Raw genomic sequence first — 18,657 nt, 5'->3', positions numbered from 1 at the left:
GTAAGTAATTGTCTCTACAGCGTATTGTTCGTGCACAGATTGAGTTTTATAAAAGTTAAAACCAGAGGCAGTAAACCATGGCTGAGGAAAGCAAAGGCGACAGTGTTGTAAGCGCAAGGGATAAAGCGACCGAGGACCTGTTTAACCAGGGCCTGGGCAACAATCGCCGGGTAAGAGATCTGGAAGAAGAGTACCTTGGTGATGAACAGCAGCATAATGAAGAGCTGTTTAAGCAAAACCTCCAGGGCCGTGTAGATGATCAGAAAGAAGATCTGACTGACTCCTCTGAGCAGGATTATTCCCCAGAGTTTTCCTCTACCGGTTTTAGCTTTACCGACATTAATTCATTTTCTGAGCTGCCTGATGGCGGCACGATTCCTGCCGGGACAGAACTGGCTACTCTTGAACTGCCCGTTTCCGGTGGCAATTTTAGTTTTTCTCTGGATTCAACGCAGTTTACGTTGCAGGGTAACCGCTTATCTACTCTGGTGGATTTAACGCCTGTCCGTGGTCAGCAGCTGGGTGTGGATATTCGGGTTACCAGTAACGACAGCGACTTTACTGCCCAGATTCCGGTTGAAATTAACTTCGACAACCTGGCAGAAGCGCTGCAAAGTGAGCAGACATTCATTGATAATGCTCCCAGTGATATAAACCTGTCAGACTCTGACGTTGCTGAAGGTGCGGTCGCCGGTGATTTTGTGGCGACAATACTGGCTACAGACGATCAGGGCGCTGATCAGCTTAATTTCAGCCTTACCGGTGAAGGTGCAAACATCTTCGAAGTGAGCGGTAATACGCTGGTCGTTGCTCCGGGTGTTACTCTGGATTTTGAAACCCGTTCGGAATATCCCGTTGAGATTACCGTCACCGACGCCAGTGGTAATGCGTTTACTAAAACGATTACAGTCAATCTGACGGATGTTAACGAAGCGCCGGTATTGCAAACTGCAGAGGTTACGGTTGCTGAAGATCAGGGCGTGATAAATGCCAGCATGGTGGCGGAGGATCAGGATGCCGGAGATCAGCTGACATTCACCGCGGTTGATCCTGACCAGTTACCGGTGGGTTTCATTCTGCAGGCTAACGGTGATTACAGCTTTGATGCCACCAGTGGTGCTTATGATCACCTGGGTGCCGGCGATTCCCAGCAGCTCACTATACCGGTGCGGGTAACTGACTCCGAAGGGTTGCAGGATACAGCATTTATTAAGATTACTATTGCCGGTACCAATGATGCTCCGGTGGCTGGCGCTGACATCGTCAGTAGTCTGGATGAAGGAGCTACTGCTATCGGAGGGCAGTTAACCGCAACGGATGCAGATGATGGCGCAGTTATCACTTTTACTGTGGCTGAGGGAGTGTCATTGCCGGCAGGTTTCTCATTGGGCGCTCAGGGGGAATACAGTTTTGATCCTGCTGATAGTGCGTACCAGCGCCTGGGGGCCGGTGATTCACAGGTAATTACAGTGCCGGTAACGGTAACTGACGAACATGGGGCAACGGATACCCAACAGATTCGTATTACGGTCAAAGGCACCAATGATGCACCGGTTGCCGGAGCGGATATTTCTGCAGCAGTCGAAGAGGGGAGTTCTGCCATTTCCGGTCAACTGATCGCGACGGATGCAGATGATGGCAGCATACTGACATTTGCAGTCACACCAGGAGCAGATACACCTGCGGGATTCAGTCTGGATGCTGACGGAAACTACAGTTTTGAACCGGATGCCGGTGCGTATCAGCATCTTGCGGTGGGTGACAGTCAGGTACTGACGATTCCTGTTACGGTCACAGATGAGCTGGGGGCAACGGATGTTCAGCAAATCCAGATTACCGTTGCCGGAACAAATGATTCGCCTGTTGCCGATGCTGATGTTCACAGTACTGTATTGGAAGGTGATTCAGTTATTAGTGGTCAGCTGTCTGCCACCGATGTGGATGACTCCGCCGTGCTGACCTTCAGCGTCACTGACGGTGTAACTGTGCCGGCAGGCTTTAGCCTGAACACCGACGGTTCATACAGCTTCGATCCGCGGGATGCTGCCTATGACAGCATGGATGCCGGCGATGAACAGACGCTGACGATTCCGGTCACTGTCAGCGATGAGAACGGCGCCACCACCACTCAGCAGATCCAGATTAAAGTTACCGGCACCAACGATGAACCGGTGGCGGGCGCAAACGCCACTGCCAATGTAAACGAAGGTGATACGGCGATCTCTGGTCAGCTGTCTGCAACCGACGCCGACGAATCTGCGACCCTGACCTTCAGCGTCACCGAGGGTGCAACCGTGCCGGCAGGCTTTAGCCTGAACACCGATGGTTCGTACAGCTTTAATCCACAGGATGCTGCTTACGACAGCATGGATGCCGGCGACGAGCAGACGCTGACCATCCCGGTTACTGTCAGCGATGAAAACGGTGCCACTGCGACCCAGCAGATCCAGATTAAGGTTACCGGCACCAACGATGAACCGGTAGCGGGCGCGAACGCTACCGCCAATGTTGATGAAGGTGATGCAGTCATCTCCGGTCAGTTATCCGCGACGGATGCCGATGACTCTGCCGTGCTGACCTTCAGCGTCACCGAAGGCGCAACTGTGCCGGCAGGTTTTAGCCTGAACACCGACGGTTCATACAGTTTTAATCCGCAGGATGCTGCCTATGGCAGCATGGATGCCGGGGATGAGCAGACCCTGACGATTCCAGTTACCGTCAGCGATGAGCACGGCGACACTGCAACTCAGCAGATCCAGATTAAGGTTACCGGCACCAACGATGAACCGGTAGCGGGCGCTAACGCCACTGCCAATGTAAACGAAGGTGATGCAGCCATCTCCGGTCAGCTATCTGCCACCGATGTCGATGACTCTGCCGTGCTGACCTTCAGCGTCACCGAGGGTGCAACCGTGCCAGCGGGCTTTAGCCTGAACTCTGACGGTTCATACAGCTTCGATCCGCAGGATGCTGCCTATGACAGCATGGATGCCGGCGACGAACAGACCCTGACGATTCCTGTGACGGTCTCGGATGAAAACGGTGCTACTGCTACTCAGCAGATCCAGATTAAAGTTACCGGCACCAACGATGAACCAGTGGCAGGCGCTAACGCCACTGCCAATGTAAACGAAGGTGATGCAGCGATCTCCGGCCAGCTATCCGCGACGGATGCCGATGACTCCGCCGTGCTGACCTTCAGCGTGACTGAAGGGGCAACGGTCCCGGCAGGCTTTAGCCTGGATGCAGACGGTACCTACAGCTTCGACCCGCGTGATGCCGCCTATGACAGCATGGATGCCGGCGACGAACAGACCCTGACCATCCCAGTCACCGTCAGCGATGAGAACGGCGCGACTGCTACTCAGCAGATCCAGATTAAGGTTACCGGCACCAACGATGAACCGGTTGCAGGGGCGAACGCCACTGCCAATGTAAATGAAGGTGATGCGGCGATCTCCGGTCAGCTATCTGCTACCGATGCAGACGACTCGGCCGTGCTGACCTTCAGCGTCACCGAAGGTGCAACTGTGCCAGCGGGCTTTAGCCTGAACAGCGATGGTTCATACAGCTTTAATCCCCAGGATGCTGCCTACGACAGCATGGATGCCGGCGACGAACAGACCCTGACCATTCCGGTTACTGTCAGCGATGAGAACGGTGCCACCGCCACTCAACAGATCCAGATTAAAGTTACCGGTACCAACGATGAGCCGGTAGCAGGTGCGAACGCTACCGCCAATGTAAACGAAGGTGATGCAGCCATCTCCGGTCAGTTATCCGCGACGGATGCCGATGACTCGGCCATCCTGACCTTCAGCGTCACCGAGGGTGCAACCGTGCCAGCGGGCTTTACGCTGAACAGTGATGGCAGCTACAGCTTCGATCCGCAGGATGCTGCCTATGACAGCATGGATGCCGGCGACGAACAGACCCTGACAATCCCTGTCACCGTCAGCGATGAAAACGGTGCCACTGCGACCCAGCAGATCCAGATTAAAGTTACCGGTACTAATGATGAGCCGGTTGCAGGGGCGAACGCCACCGCCAATGTGAATGAAGGTGATGCAGCGATCTCTGGCCAGCTGTCGGCGACCGATGCAGACGACTCGGCCGTGCTGAACTTTAGCGTCACCGAAGGCGCAACCGTACCGGCAGGCTTTACGCTAAACAGCGATGGCAGTTACAGCTTTAACCCGCAGGATGCTGCTTACGACAGCATGGATGCCGGCGACGAACAGACCCTGACCATCCCTGTCACTGTCAGCGATGAGAACGGTGCCACCGCCACTCAGCAGATCCAGATTAAGGTTACCGGAACTAACGATGAGCCGGTAGCAGGCGCGAACGCTACCGCCAATGTCAACGAAGGCGATGCGGCGATCTCCGGTCAGTTATCCGCGACCGATGTCGATGACTCGGCCACCCTGACCTTCAGCGTCACTGACGGTGCAACCGTGCCAGCGGGCTTTACGCTAAACGCCGACGGCAGCTACAGCTTTAATCCACAGGATGCTGCCTATGACAGCATGGATGCCGGCGATGAGCAGACGCTGACCATTCCGGTTACTGTCAGCGATGAGCACGGTGCCACTGCGATCCAGCAGATCCAGATTAAAGTTACCGGCACCAACGATGAGCCAGTGGCAGGCGCGAATGCTACCGCCAACGTCAACGAAGGTGATGCCGCGATCTCCGGTCAGTTATCCGCGACGGATGCGGATGACTCTGCCGTGCTGACCTTCAGCGTCACCGAGGGTGCAACCGTGCCAGCGGGCTTTAGCCTGAATGCTGATGGTTCGTACAGCTTTGATCCGCAGGATGCTGCCTATGACGGCATGGATGCCGGCGACGAACAGACGCTGACCATTCCGGTTACCGTGAGCGATGAGAACGGCGCGACTGCGACCCAGCAGATCCAGATTAAAGTGACCGGCACCAACGATGAACCGGTGGCGGGCGCGAATGCCACCGCCAATGTGAACGAAGATGATGCCGCGATCAGTGGCCAGCTATCGGCCACCGACGCAGACGAATCAGCCACCCTGACCTTCAGCGTCACTGACGGTGCAACCGTGCCAGCGGGCTTTAGCCTGAACACCGACGGTTCGTACAGCTTCGATCCGCAGGATACTGCCTATGACAGCATGGATGCTGGGGACGAACAGACCCTGACAATCCCTGTCACCGTCAGCGATGAAAACGGTGCCACTGCGACCCAGCAGATCCAGATTAAGGTTACCGGCACCAACGATGAACCGGTAGCGGGCGCGAACGCTACCGCCAATGTTGATGAAGGTGATGCAGTCATATCCGGTCAGTTATCCGCGACGGATGCGGATGACTCTGCCGTGCTGACCTTCAGCGTCACCGAAGGCGCAACCGTGCCGGCAGGTTTTAGCCTGAACACCGACGGTTCATACAGTTTTAATCCGCAGGATGCTGCCTATGACAGCATGGATGCCGGCGATGAACAGACCCTGACGATTCCAGTTACCGTCAGCGATGAGCACGGCGACACTGCAACTCAGCAGATCCAGATTAAGGTTACCGGCACCAACGATGAACCGGTAGCGGGCGCGAACGCTACCGCCAATGTAAACGAAGGTGATGCAGCCATCTCCGGTCAGTTATCTGCGACCGATGTGGATGACTCTGCCGTGCTGACCTTCAGCGTCACCGAAGGCGCAACCGTGCCGGCAGGCTTTAGCCTGGATGCAGACGGTTCGTACAGCTTCGATCCGCGGGATGCTGCCTACGACAGCATGGATGCCGGCGATGAGCAGACGCTGACCATTCCGGTCACTGTCAGCGATGAGAACGGCGCGACTGCTACTCAGCAGATCCAGATTAAGGTTACCGGCACCAACGATGAACCGGTTGCAGAGGCGAACGCCACTGCCAATGTAGATGAAGGCGATACCGAGATCACCGGTCAGCTATCCGCAACCGATGTCGATGACTCTGCCGTGCTGACCTTCAGCGTGACTGACGGTGCAACCGTACCAGCGGGCTTTACGCTGAACACTGATGGCAGCTACAGCTTCGATCCGCAGGATGCTGCGTACGACAGCATGGATGCCGGCGACGAGCAGACCCTGACCATTCCTGTGACGGTCTCGGATGAGAACGGCGCGACTGCTACTCAGCAGATCCAGATTAAGGTTACCGGCACCAACGATGAACCGGTGGCGGGCGCGAATGCTACAGCCAACGTCAACGAAGGTGATGCAGCGATCTCTGGTCAGCTGTCTGCCACCGATGCCGATGATTCAGCCGTGCTGACCTTCAGCGTCACCGAAGGCGCAACAGTACCGGCAGGTTTTACGCTGAACACCGACGGTTCATACAGTTTCGATCCACAGGATGCAGCTTATGACGGCATGGACGCCGGGGATGAGCAGACCCTGACCATCCCTGTGACGGTCTCGGATGAGAACGGCGCCACCGCTACTCAGCAGATCCAGATTAAAGTGACCGGCACCAACGATGCGCCGGTAGCAGGCGCGAACGCTACCGCCAATGTCAACGAAGGCGATGCGGCGATCTCCGGTCAATTATCTGCCACCGATGTCGATGACTCTGCTGTGCTGACCTTCAGCGTCACCGAGGGTGCCACTGTGCCAGCAGGCTTTAGCCTGAATGTTGATGGTTCATACAGCTTCGATCCGCGGGATGCTGCCTACGACAGCATGGATGCCGGCGACGAACAGACCCTGACCATTCCGGTTACTGTCAGCGATGAGAACGGTGCCACCGCCACTCAACAGATCCAGATTAAAGTGACCGGTACTAATGATGAACCGGTAGCGGGCGCTAACGCTACCGCCAATGTAAACGAAGGTGATGCAGCCATCTCCGGTCAGTTATCCGCGACCGACGTAGATGAATCAGCTAACCTGACCTTCAGTGTGACTGAAGGCACAACAGTACCGGCAGGCTTTAGCCTGAACACCGACGGTTCGTACAGCTTCGATCCGCAGGATGCTGCTTACGACAGCATGGACGCCGGCGACGAACAGACCCTGACAATCCCTGTCACCGTCAGCGATGAGCACGGCGCGACTGCTACTCAGCAGATCCAGATTAAAGTTACCGGCACTAACGATGAACCGGTGGCGGGCGCGAATGCTACAGCCAACGTCAACGAAGGTGATGCCGCGATCTCCGGTCAGCTGTCTGCCACCGATGCCGATGATTCAGCCGTGTTGACCTTCAGCGTTACCGAGGGTGTAACCGTACCGCCAGGTTTTAGCCTGAACGCAGATGGCTCGTACAGTTTCGATCCGCGGGATGCTGCCTATGACAGCATGGATGCCGGCGACGAACAGACCCTGACCATTCCTGTGACGGTCTCGGATGAGAATGGCGCCACCGCCACTCAACAGATCCAGATTAAAGTTACCGGTACCAACGATGAACCGGTGGCAGGGGCGAACGCCACTGCCAATGTAAACGAAGGTGATACGGCGATCTCTGGTCAGTTATCCGCGACCGATGCCGATGATTCAGCCGTGCTGACCTTCAGTGTCACCGAGGGTGCAACTGTACCTGCAGGCTTTACGCTAAACACCGATGGCAGCTACAGCTTTAATCCTCAGGATGCTGCCTACGACAGCATGGATTCCGGTGACGAGCAGACCCTGACCATCCCGGTCACCGTCAGCGATGAGCACGGTGCGACTGCTACCCAGCAGATCCAGATTAAAGTTACCGGCACCAACGATGAACCAGTGGCGGGCGCTAACGCTACAGCCAATGTAAACGAAGGTGATGCAGCGATCTCCGGTCAGTTATCCGCGACCGACGTAGACGAATCAGCTAACCTGACCTTCAGTGTGACTGAAGGCGCAACCGTACCGGCAGGCTTTACGCTCAACACTGATGGTTCATACAGTTTTAATCCGCAGGATGCTGCCTATGACAGCATGGATGCCGGCGACGAACAGACCCTGACGATTCCTGTGACGGTCTCGGATGAAAACGGTGCCACCGCCACTCAGCAGATCCAGATTAAAGTTACCGGCACCAACGATGAACCGGTGGCGGGCGCGAATGCTACCGCCAATGTAAACGAAGGTGATGCAGCCATCTCCGGTCAGTTATCTGCGACCGATGTGGATGACTCTGCCGTGCTGACCTTCAGCGTCACCGAAGGCGCAACCGTGCCGGCAGGCTTTAGCCTGGATGCAGATGGTTCATACAGTTTCGATCCGCAGGATGCTGCCTACGACAGCATGGATGCCGGTGATGAGCAGACGCTGACGATTCCTGTCACCGTCAGCGATGAGAGCGGCGCGACTGCGACCCAGCAGATCCAGATTAAAGTGACCGGCACCAACGATGAACCGGTGGCGGGCGCGAATGCTACAGCCAACGTCAACGAAGGTGATGCAGCGATCTCTGGTCAGCTGTCTGCCACCGATGCCGATGATTCAGCCGTGCTGACCTTCAGCGTCACCGAAGGCGCAACAGTACCGGCAGGCTTTACGCTGAACACCGACGGTTCATACAGTTTCGATCCACAGGATGCAGCTTATGACGGCATGGACGCCGGGGATGAGCAGACCCTGACCATCCCTGTGACGGTCTCGGATGAGAACGGCGCCACCGCTACTCAGCAGATCCAGATTAAGGTTACCGGCACCAACGATGCGCCGGTAGCAGGCGCGAACGCTACCGCCAATGTCAACGAAGGCGATGCGGCGATCTCCGGTCAATTATCTGCCACCGATGCCGATGACTCTGCCGTGCTGACCTTCAGCGTGACTGACGGTGCAACAGTACCGGCAGGCTTTACGCTGAACAGTGATGGCAGCTACAGCTTCGATCCGCAGGATGCTGCTTATGACAGTTTGAGCGCCGGTGAGGTGCAGACTCTGGCGATACCTGTCACTGTGACTGATCAGCAGGGGGCTTCAGACACTCAGCTGATAAATATTACAGTCAATGGCACGAATGACGCTCCGGTTGCAAACACTGAAACAATCAGTGGTTTGGAAGATAAAGCGGTTGTATTTACCACCAGTGCCTTGCTGGGGAATGACTCTGATGCTGATGGCGGTACTCTGAGCATCGACAGCTTTGAGCAGCCGGATAATGGCACTCTGGCTTTTGATGCGGTTACCAATACATTTACGTTTACGCCGGATGATAACTGGAGTGGTAATACAGCCTTTCAGTATAGCGTTGCGGATGGCCAGGGTGGGCTTACTAACGCCAGCAGCACGATAGAGGTTGCCGGTGTTGCTGATGAGCCGAATCTGACAGTGCAGGTAGGCCAGGCGGTTGACGGAACAGTGGAAAGAACGATCAGTTTCGATAACAGCAGCAATGACTATAATCCGGAAAAGGATGGTTTCCAGTTTAAGAACATGTATGCGCATAACGATCAGGGGCTGGCAAGCACCGGTTATAGCGGCACGGTTCCACCTGAGTTTCAGGAGTCTGATGGCAATACTTTCGCACTGAAAACGCTGGTGCTCTCTTCAAATGGTAATCCCCATGCGGATACTAACCGGAATTCAGAAAGTAAAGAAATCACGTTTAAAGCTTACGATGAGGATGGCAATGTTGTCGGTACTCATACTGTAACGACGATTGCTCAGGATAATGCAACCTCTGTGGTGAACTTTACCGGAGTGCCGGGCTTTGGCGATGTGTTCAGGGTTGCCATGGAATTTGACGGTAGCGGCGACCGGTATATTAATATCGATGATGTGGTCGTGGATGTTCATGAAGGGAATTCAATCCCTTTGAATATATCCAGCAGCCTGGGGGTTGATACTGATGGTTCTGAATCATTATCCGGGGTAGTCCTGTCCGGTATTCCGGCAGATGCGACGCTGTCTGCCGGAACGAAGAATGCAGACGGTGACTGGGTTGTTCCGCAGTCTGATCTGGATGGCCTGTCGGTTAAAGTACCTTCAGAAACCACGCGGTTTACCCTAGAAGCCAGTGTGACATCCACTGAAAGCGGCAGCGGTGATACATTTGTTAAGACCGTTACTGTTGCGGTGAATAATTCAGCGCCGGTGGCTGCAGAACACACCGGTGCAGCTGATGAGGATGGCGCTGTGGTCAGTGGCACTCTGAGTGCTACAGACGCAGACAATGACTCACTGTCCTATACCCTGGTAGAAGGTGGCCAGCCGTCAGAAGGCAGTGTCACAATTAATACCGACGGTTCTTATAGCTTTGATCCGGGCAGTGATTTTCAGGATCTGGGGGCAGGGCAGACCCGGGAAGTCAGCTTTAGCTATCAGGTAAGTGACGGCTTTGGCGGCTCTGTCACAGGTGTTGCTAAAGTCATTGTTACGGGCACTAATGATGGACCTGAGGCCGGGCCGGATGTGGTTTTCAATCTGTTTGAGGGTGCCGCACCGGCAACCGGGCAGTTAGCCGCAACAGATGTTGATAATGGTTCTGTGCTCACGTTCGGTGTGAGTGAAGGAGTGTCTGCACCGGCGGGCTTTACTCTGAATGCTGACGGCAGTTTTATCTTTAATCCCCAGCACAGTGCGTATGACAGTTTAGATCAGGGGGATGTTCAGACGCTGACAATTCCTGTCACGGTTACCGATGATCAGGGAGCCACTGATACTCAACACATCAGGATTACGGTTACCGGTCAGAACGATGCACCGGTTGCCGGTGCTGATATTGTATCGATAGTGGATGAAGGGGCTGCTGCTCTTACTGGTCAGCTGTCTGCCACCGATGCAGATGACTCTGCCGTGCTGACCTTCAGCGTCACCGAGGGTGCAACTGTGCCAGCGGGCTTTAGCCTGAATGCCGACGGTTCGTACAGCTTTAATCCACAGAATGCTGCCTACGACAGCATGGATGCCGGCGATGAACAGACCCTGACGATTCCGGTCACTGTTAGCGATGAGCACGGTGTGACCGCGACCCAGCAGATCCAGATTAAGGTTACCGGCACCAACGATGAGCCAGTAGCGGGTGCGAATGCAACGGCTAACGTCAACGAAGGTGATGCGGCGATCTTCGGTCAGCTATCCGCGACCGATGTTGATGACTCTGCCGTGCTAACCTTCAGCGTCACCGAGGGTGCAACCGTGCCAGCGGGCTTTAGCCTGAATGCCGACGGTTCGTACAGCTTTAATCCGCAGGATGTTGCCTACGACAGCATGGATGCCGGCGACGAGCAGACCCTTACCATCCCAGTAACGGTCTCGGATGAGGACGGTGGCACTGCAACCCAGCAGATTCAGATTAAGGTTACCGGCACCAACGATGAACCGGTAGCGGGCGCTAACGCCACTGCCAATGTGAACGAAGGTGATGCGGTGATCTCCGGTCAGCTATCCGCGACCGATGCCGATGACTCGGCCACCCTGACCTTCAGTGTCACTGACGGTGCAACTGTGCCAGCGGGCTTTAGCCTGAATGCCGACGGCTCGTACAGCTTCGATCCACAGGATGCTGCTTATGACGGCATGGATGCCGGCGACGAGCAGACCCTGACCATCCCAGTAACGGTCTCGGATGAGGACGGTGGCTCTGCAACTCAGCAGATTCAGATTAAAGTCACCGGCACCAACGATGAGCCAGTAGCGGGTGCGAATGCAACGGCTAACGTCAACGAAGGTGATGCGGCGATCTCCGGTCAGCTGTCCGCGACCGATGTCGATGACTCTGCCGTGCTGACCTTCAGTGTGACTGAAGGTGCAACCGTACCGGCAGGTTTTAGCCTGAACGCAGACGGTTCGTACAGTTTTAATCCGCAGGATGCTGCCTACGACAGCATGGATGCTGGCGACGAGCAGACCCTGACCATCCCAGTAACGGTCTCGGATGAGGACGGTGGCACTGCAACCCAGCAGATTCAGATTAAGGTTACCGGCACCAACGATGAACCGGTAGCGGGCGCTAACGCCACTGCCAATGTGAACGAAGGCGATACAGCGATCTCCGGTCAGTTATCTGCCACGGATGCTGATGACTCTGCCGTGCTGACCTTCAGTGTGACTGAAGGTGCAACCGTACCGGCAGGTTTCAGCCTGAATGCCGACGGTTCGTACAGCTTTAATCCACAGAATGCTGCCTACGACAGCATGGACGCCGGTGATGAGCAGACCCTGACCATCCCGGTTACTGTCAGCGATGAGCACGGTGCGACCGCGGCCCAGCAGATCCAGATTAAAGTTACCGGCACCAATGATGAGCCAGTGGCGGGCGCGAATGCAACTGCGAATGTGAACGAAGGTGATGCGGCGATTTCCGGTCAGCTATCCGCGACCGATGTGGATGATTCAGCTACCTGGACATTCAGTGTAACCGACGGTGCAGGTATACCTGCAGGCTTCAGTCTGAACAGTGACGGCTCGTACAGTTTTAATCCACAGGATGCCGCTTACGATAGTCTGGATGCAGGGGATGTGCAGACATTAACGATTCCGGTTACGGTCACTGATGAACACGGTGCTACCGATAATCAGCAAATCCGGATTACGGTCACCGGCACTAACGATGAGCCGGTAGCGGGCGCGAATGCCACGGCTAACGTCAACGAAGGTGATACAGCGATTTCCGGTCAGCTATCCGCGACCGATGTCGATGACTCTGCCGTGCTGACCTTCAGCGTCACCGAGGGTGCCACTGTGCCGGCAGGCTTCAGCCTGAACACCGACGGTTCGTACAGCTTTAATCCGCAGGATGCTGCCTACGACAGCATGGACGCCGGTGATGAGCAGACGCTGACGATTCCGGTTACCGTCAGCGATGAACACGGCGCCACCACAACTCAGCAGATCCAGATTAAAGTTACCGGCACCAATGATGAGCCAGTGGCGGGCGCGAATGCGACTGCGAATGTGAACGAAGGTGATGCGGCGATTTCCGGTCAGCTATCCGCGACCGATGTGGATGATTCAGCTACCTGGACATTCAGTGTAACCGACGGTGCAGGTATACCTGCAGGCTTCAGTCTGAACAGTGACGGCTCGTACAGTTTTAATCCACAGGATGCCGCTTACGATAGTCTGGATGCAGGGGATGTGCAGACATTAACGATTCCGGTTACGGTCACTGATGAACACGGTGCTACCGATAATCAGCAAATCCGGATTACGGTCACCGGCACTAACGATGAGCCGGTAGCGGGCGCGAATGCCACGGCTAACGTTAACGAAGGTGATGCGGCGATTTCCGGTCAGCTATCCGCGACCGATGTGGATGACTCTGCCGTGCTCACCTTCAGCGTCACCGAGGGTGCCACTGTGCCGGCAGGCTTCAGCCTGAACACCGACGGTTCGTACAGCTTTAATCCGCAGGATGCAGCATACGACAGCATGGACGCCGGTGATGAGCAGACCCTGACCATCCCCGTAACGGTCTCGGATGAGAATGGCGCCACCACAACTCAGCAGATCCAGATTAAAGTTACCGGCACCAATGATGAGCCAGTGGCGGGCGCGAATGCGACTGCGAATGTGAACGAAGGTGATGCGGCGATTTCCGGTCAGCTATCCGCGACCGATGTGGATGATTCAGCTACCTGGACATTCAGTGTAACCGACGGTGCAGGGATACCTGCAGGCTTCAGTCTGAACAGTGACGGCTCGTACAGTTTTAATCCACAGGATGCCGCTTACGATAGTCTGGATGCAGGGGATGTGCAGACATTAACGATTCCGGTTACGGTGACTGACGAGAAAGGTGCGACTGATACCCAGCAGATTCAAATTAAAGTTAACGGCACCAACGATGCGCCGGTGGCGGGTGCGGATATCAGCAGAAATGTTGCTGAAGATGCGCCGCAATTAAGCGGTTCATTCAGCGGGACAGATGCAGACAGTTCAGCGTCGCTGAGTTATACCCTGGTTGGCAGTGCGCCTGCGGGCTTTAACCTGAGCGCTGATGGTTCTTATACCTTTGACCCGGCGGATGATTCGTATCAGCACCTTGCCGCGGGCGATAGTCAGACGCTGACGATACCGGTGACGGTTTCGGATGAGAAGGGTGCAACGGACGTCCAGCAGTTACAGATTGTATTATCCGGTACCAATGATGCGCCGGTTATGTCTGTTGTCCAACCGGTATCCGTCGATGTGCCGGAGGCTTCAGTAGCAACCACAACGACTCTGTTCAGTTCTACATTTGATGGCAGCAGCAGTGGCTTTGTTCAGTCCGTTGATGGTTGGGAAACTGATTCTGAAGCGATTGAAGTCTGGACATCCATAAACGGGCATACCGGAGACGGCAGCTTCCTGGAACTGAATGATGACAAAGCAAATCATTTTGATGATGCGGAGCAGGTCAGCCGTTCAGTTGATACGGTCGAAGGAGCAACCTATACCCTCGACTTTGATTTTGCCGGACGCGCAGGCTTTGGCGCGAACGTAAACAATATGCAGGTGAAGGTGAATGGCCAGGTTATAGATACCTTCTCTGATGATGCAAGCGGGCAAAGTGATCATAGCTGGAATGATGGGCAGATTACCTTTGTCGGAACCGGTCAGCCGATGGAGATTGAGTTTGTCTCCATCGGTGAAGCTCAGGACTATGGCCGCGGCATGCGCCTGGATAATATTGAACTGACCCAAACGGTCATGGATACGCCTGATGCAACAATTAGCGGTCAATTGCAGGCAACCGATATTGACGATAACAGCACGGTTACCTTTGCTGTTGAAGAAGGGGCTGTCCTTCCGGCCGGATTTACGCTGAATACAGATGGCAGCTATAGTTTTGATCCGGCTGATGCGGCTTATGAAAACATCCCTGATGGCACCAGTCAGGTCCTGAGCATTCCTGTGGTTGCTTCAGACGGCCTGGGCGGTACCGCTACCCAGAGCTTGCAGATAACTGTCAACGGCACTGCAGAAGGGGCGCCGGCCGCTTCGGTTGTGGCTAATGATGACAATTTTGCAGAAATGAATGCTGCCATTGTCAAAACCGGCGGCAACATCTCCAATCTGGGGGATATGGGGCAGGGACAGGTTGATGGTGTTGCTCAGTCTGATATCGAAAGCCGTACGTTCGACTTCGGGGCCGATTATGCCGGTCAAACCGTAACACTGTCCTTTGATTCCAGAGTGACAGGCAGTTGGGATGATGGCAGTACAGCAGGTATTACACAGGATACATTCACGATCCGGGTGAATGGCCAGCAGGTTGACCAGCGGACCTATGACTCTGACAGTGACAGTGATGATACCTGGAATTCGAGTCATTCGTATCAAGTGACGCTGGATTCAAATGGTCAGGCTGTTGTGGAGTTTGATGTTGCCAGCACCTGGAAAGATGAAGTGGTGTCTGTCAGCAATCTGCAGATGGAAAAAGCGGCTGCTTATGCCACAGATGAAGATACGGCTGTCACTCTGAATGTATTGGGCAATGATACCGGCAGCAATGGCAACAACCTGAGTATCAGCAGTTTTGATAATCAGGTCATGATGAATGGCATGGTGGTTGGCACTGTCGAGAAAGTCGTTGTTGGTGGCCTTGAACAACTTAAGTTTACGCCAAATGACAATCTGGACAGCCTGAATGCCGGTGAGTCTGCAACCCTGTCGTTTGACTATACCCTGACCGGTTCACAGGGCGGTTCTGATACGGCAACTGCAACCTTTAAGGTGCAGGGTACCGACGACGCCTATGTGTTTGATACCAGTAATGTCGGTACTGCGAATACCGATACGTCCGGTCTGAACCGGATTGACGGTACCGGGAGTAAAGACAACATCAAAGGGACCTCCAGCGATGATTACATTCTGGGCGTCAACGGTGATGACAAACTTGAAGGTAAAGACGGTAACGATGTACTGGATGGCGGTGACGGCAAGGATCATCTGAAAGGGGGGGATGGTGATGATACCCTTTACGGACGTGACGGGGATGACCACATTGACGGCGATGACGGGAATGATTACATCGATGGCGGTGAGGGTGATGACAAGCTGCACGGTAAAGACGGTAATGATCAGATCCTTGGCGGGGCCGGTGACGATGAGCTGAAAGGCGATAAAGGTGACGACCTGTTGCTGGGCGGTGCCGGAGATGATGACATCAAAGGTGGTGATGGCGATGATGTGCTTTCCGGCGGTAAAGGTGATGATACTGTTAAAGGGGAAGCAGGTAATGATACTTATGTGTATAACCCCTTTGACGGTAACGATACCTTCTCCGGCGGTAAAGGCGGTGGCTGGACCGACATCATTCAGCTGACCCAGGATGGCACCAATGATCCGGAAAACCCTTGGACGATTACGGTTGATGGTCAGGAAGTGGAGTATGACCTGGCAGCTCAGGCACTGGAACTGAATCCGGATACATCCGGAGTGGTTACCATGGCTGACGGCAGTGAGCTGACGTTTGAGGGAGTCGAAAAGATCGAATGGTAATGCTCACAGCACTGAAAAAAGGGCGTAAAGCCCTTTTTTTGGTGGTTGGGCAATTTGGTTACTTCTTTTCAGTATAACCCTTACCTGCCTTGTTCTGAGCTGATACACTCGGCCCGGATGTACATTTTTTAATCATTGTGTAATGTGCCTTCTAACACTGTAAATGTCTGGTTTATAAGCGTTTATGTGTTGGCGTACCCTTGATAATCTGTTGTATAGGATGAAATTAGTGCTGTATGGCTACGCCTTTACTGATATGTGATGATTCTTCGCTGGCGCGAAAACAGATCGCCAGATCATTACCGGATAACCTTGCCGTTGATGTCAGCTTTGCCACTCATGGAGGGGAAGCGCTTGATGCTATTCGTGCCGGCAAAGGGGACGTTCTGTTACTTGATCTGAACATGCCTGTGATGGATGGCTATCAGGTACTGGAAGCCATTCAGCGTGAAGATTTACCCACGATGGTTATCGTCATTTCAGGCGATATCCAACCCTCAGCCTATCAGCGGGTGAAAAAGCTGGGGGCGCTGGACTTCATCAAAAAACCCGTCGACCAGAATACTCTTAATCACGTACTGCTCCAGTATGGCGTCTTCAGCGACAGCGACTTTGTTGAAGAGCCTGTGACCGAAACACCTGCAACAGAAAACACCTCTGATGTGCAGCTTCTGAATGCTTCAGGAGAACTGTCGGCACGCCTGCGGGATTGCTATCAGGAAGTGGCTAATATTGCGATGGGGCGGGCCGGGGACTTACTTGCACGGCTGTTGAATGTATTTGTAATGTTGCCGGTACCGAACGTGAATTATATTGCGGTCAGTGAAGTCAGCATGGCGCTGAGCGCAATTGAAGCAGATGAGCGGATTTCCGGTGTCTGTCAGGGGTTTATTGGCGGCGGTATTTCCGGCGAAGCTTTGCTGATTCTGAATGATTCCAGCTTTCTGGATCTTGCCGCGCTGATGAATTACAGCGAAGGTGTGGATGAGCAGGCTGAGCTGGAGTTGTTGATGGACGTGGCTAACGTTCTGATTGGCGCCTGTCTTGGGGGTATCTCTGAACAGCTGGATTTTAAGTTCAGCCAGGGACATCCGGTTGTGCTCGGGCAGCATTGTCATATATCTGACCTGATGGATGACAACATAAAAACTATGCAAAAAACCCTCGCAATTGAAATCAGTTATGGGATCGAAGGTCATGCAATTAAGTGTGATTTGTTGCTGCTGTTTACTGAAAAATCAATGCAAAAACTGAACGAAAAAGTATCGCATCTGCTGGATTGACTATGGCCCTGGAACAACATCAGATAGACAAACTTTATTCCCTGATGGAAATTCTCCGCAACATTGATGTGGGGCTGGTGGTCATCGATAAAGAACTGAAAATTCAGTTCTGGAATGATTTCATGGAAAACCATAGTGGCAGTGCTTCTGCTGAGGTTAAGCACCAGGTTATTACAGACCTCTTTACCGATATTCCAACAGACTGGTTCAGGAAAAAAGTCGATTCGGTTTTTCTGTTACAGAATAAAGCTTTCATGATTTGGGAGCAGCGCCCCTATCTCTTCAGGTTTGATAACTATCGCCCGGTGACCGGCGGGGCGGAGTTTATGTATCAGAATGTTACCTTTATTCCCCTGTTTGCGGCAGACGGAGAAGTGACGCATATCTGTATGATTGTCTATGACGTCACAGATACCGCCGTACATAAGCAGGGCTTACAGAAAGCGAATCAGGAGCTGGCCGTTCTGAGCCAGACTGATGGTCTGACCCAGCTCTATAACCGGGCGCACTGGGAAGACTGTCTTGAGCGGGAGTATAAGCGCTGGCAGCGGGTGAGACAGCGCGCGTGCCTGCTGATGCTCGACATTGATCACTTTAAAAGTATTAATGACAATTACGGGCATCCGGTAGGGGATGATGTCATTCGCCACCTGGCACAGTTGATACAGCACAATGCCCGGGAAATTGATGTATCCGGCCGGTATGGCGGGGAAGAGTTTGCCATTATTCTTGGTGACACCTCATTGCAGGACGCCGCACAGTTGGCTGAACGGTTGCGCAAAGCGGTGGAGGCCTCGGCGGTCAGATCTGACGGCCAGTCACTCAAATATACCATCAGCCTTGGTATTGCGGCTCTGGATATGGGGGTTCAGTCCAGTCAGGAGTGGATTGCCTGCGCCGATAAAGCGCTTTACGCCTCTAAGGAAAATGGCCGAAACCGGGTAAGTCTGTATTCGGCAGAGCCGTAACCGGCATTTCTCTTCAATTTTTCAGTAACTCCTGCCGGT

The 18,657-nt window shown here is 54.1% G+C and carries 3 protein-coding genes; all 3 read left to right on the top strand.

Annotated features, from left to right (window positions below; genetic code table 11):
- The first annotated feature begins 77 nt into the window (after positions 1 to 77).
- Positions 78 to 16,367: a cadherin-like domain-containing protein gene (locus PCI15_RS20655; protein WP_271271805.1), complete on the top strand. Its 16,290-nt coding sequence runs from the start codon at positions 78 to 80 to the stop codon at positions 16,365 to 16,367.
- Positions 16,368 to 16,603: 236 nt separating this feature from the next.
- Positions 16,604 to 17,650 (top strand): response regulator, encoded by a 1,047-nt coding sequence (locus tag PCI15_RS20650; RefSeq protein ID WP_271271804.1) that lies wholly within the window; start codon positions 16,604 to 16,606, stop codon positions 17,648 to 17,650.
- A gap of 2 nt (positions 17,651 to 17,652) precedes the next feature.
- Positions 17,653 to 18,618: a sensor domain-containing diguanylate cyclase gene (locus tag PCI15_RS20645; RefSeq protein WP_271271803.1), complete on the top strand. Its 966-nt coding sequence runs from the start codon at positions 17,653 to 17,655 to the stop codon at positions 18,616 to 18,618.
- Positions 18,619 to 18,657: the final 39 nt, after the last annotated feature.

The sequence above is a fragment of the Aliamphritea hakodatensis genome (genome assembly GCF_024347195.1).
Classification (GTDB): Bacteria; Pseudomonadota; Gammaproteobacteria; order Pseudomonadales; family Balneatricaceae; genus Amphritea; species Amphritea hakodatensis.
This window is presented reverse-complemented; position numbering and strand designations above follow the sequence as displayed.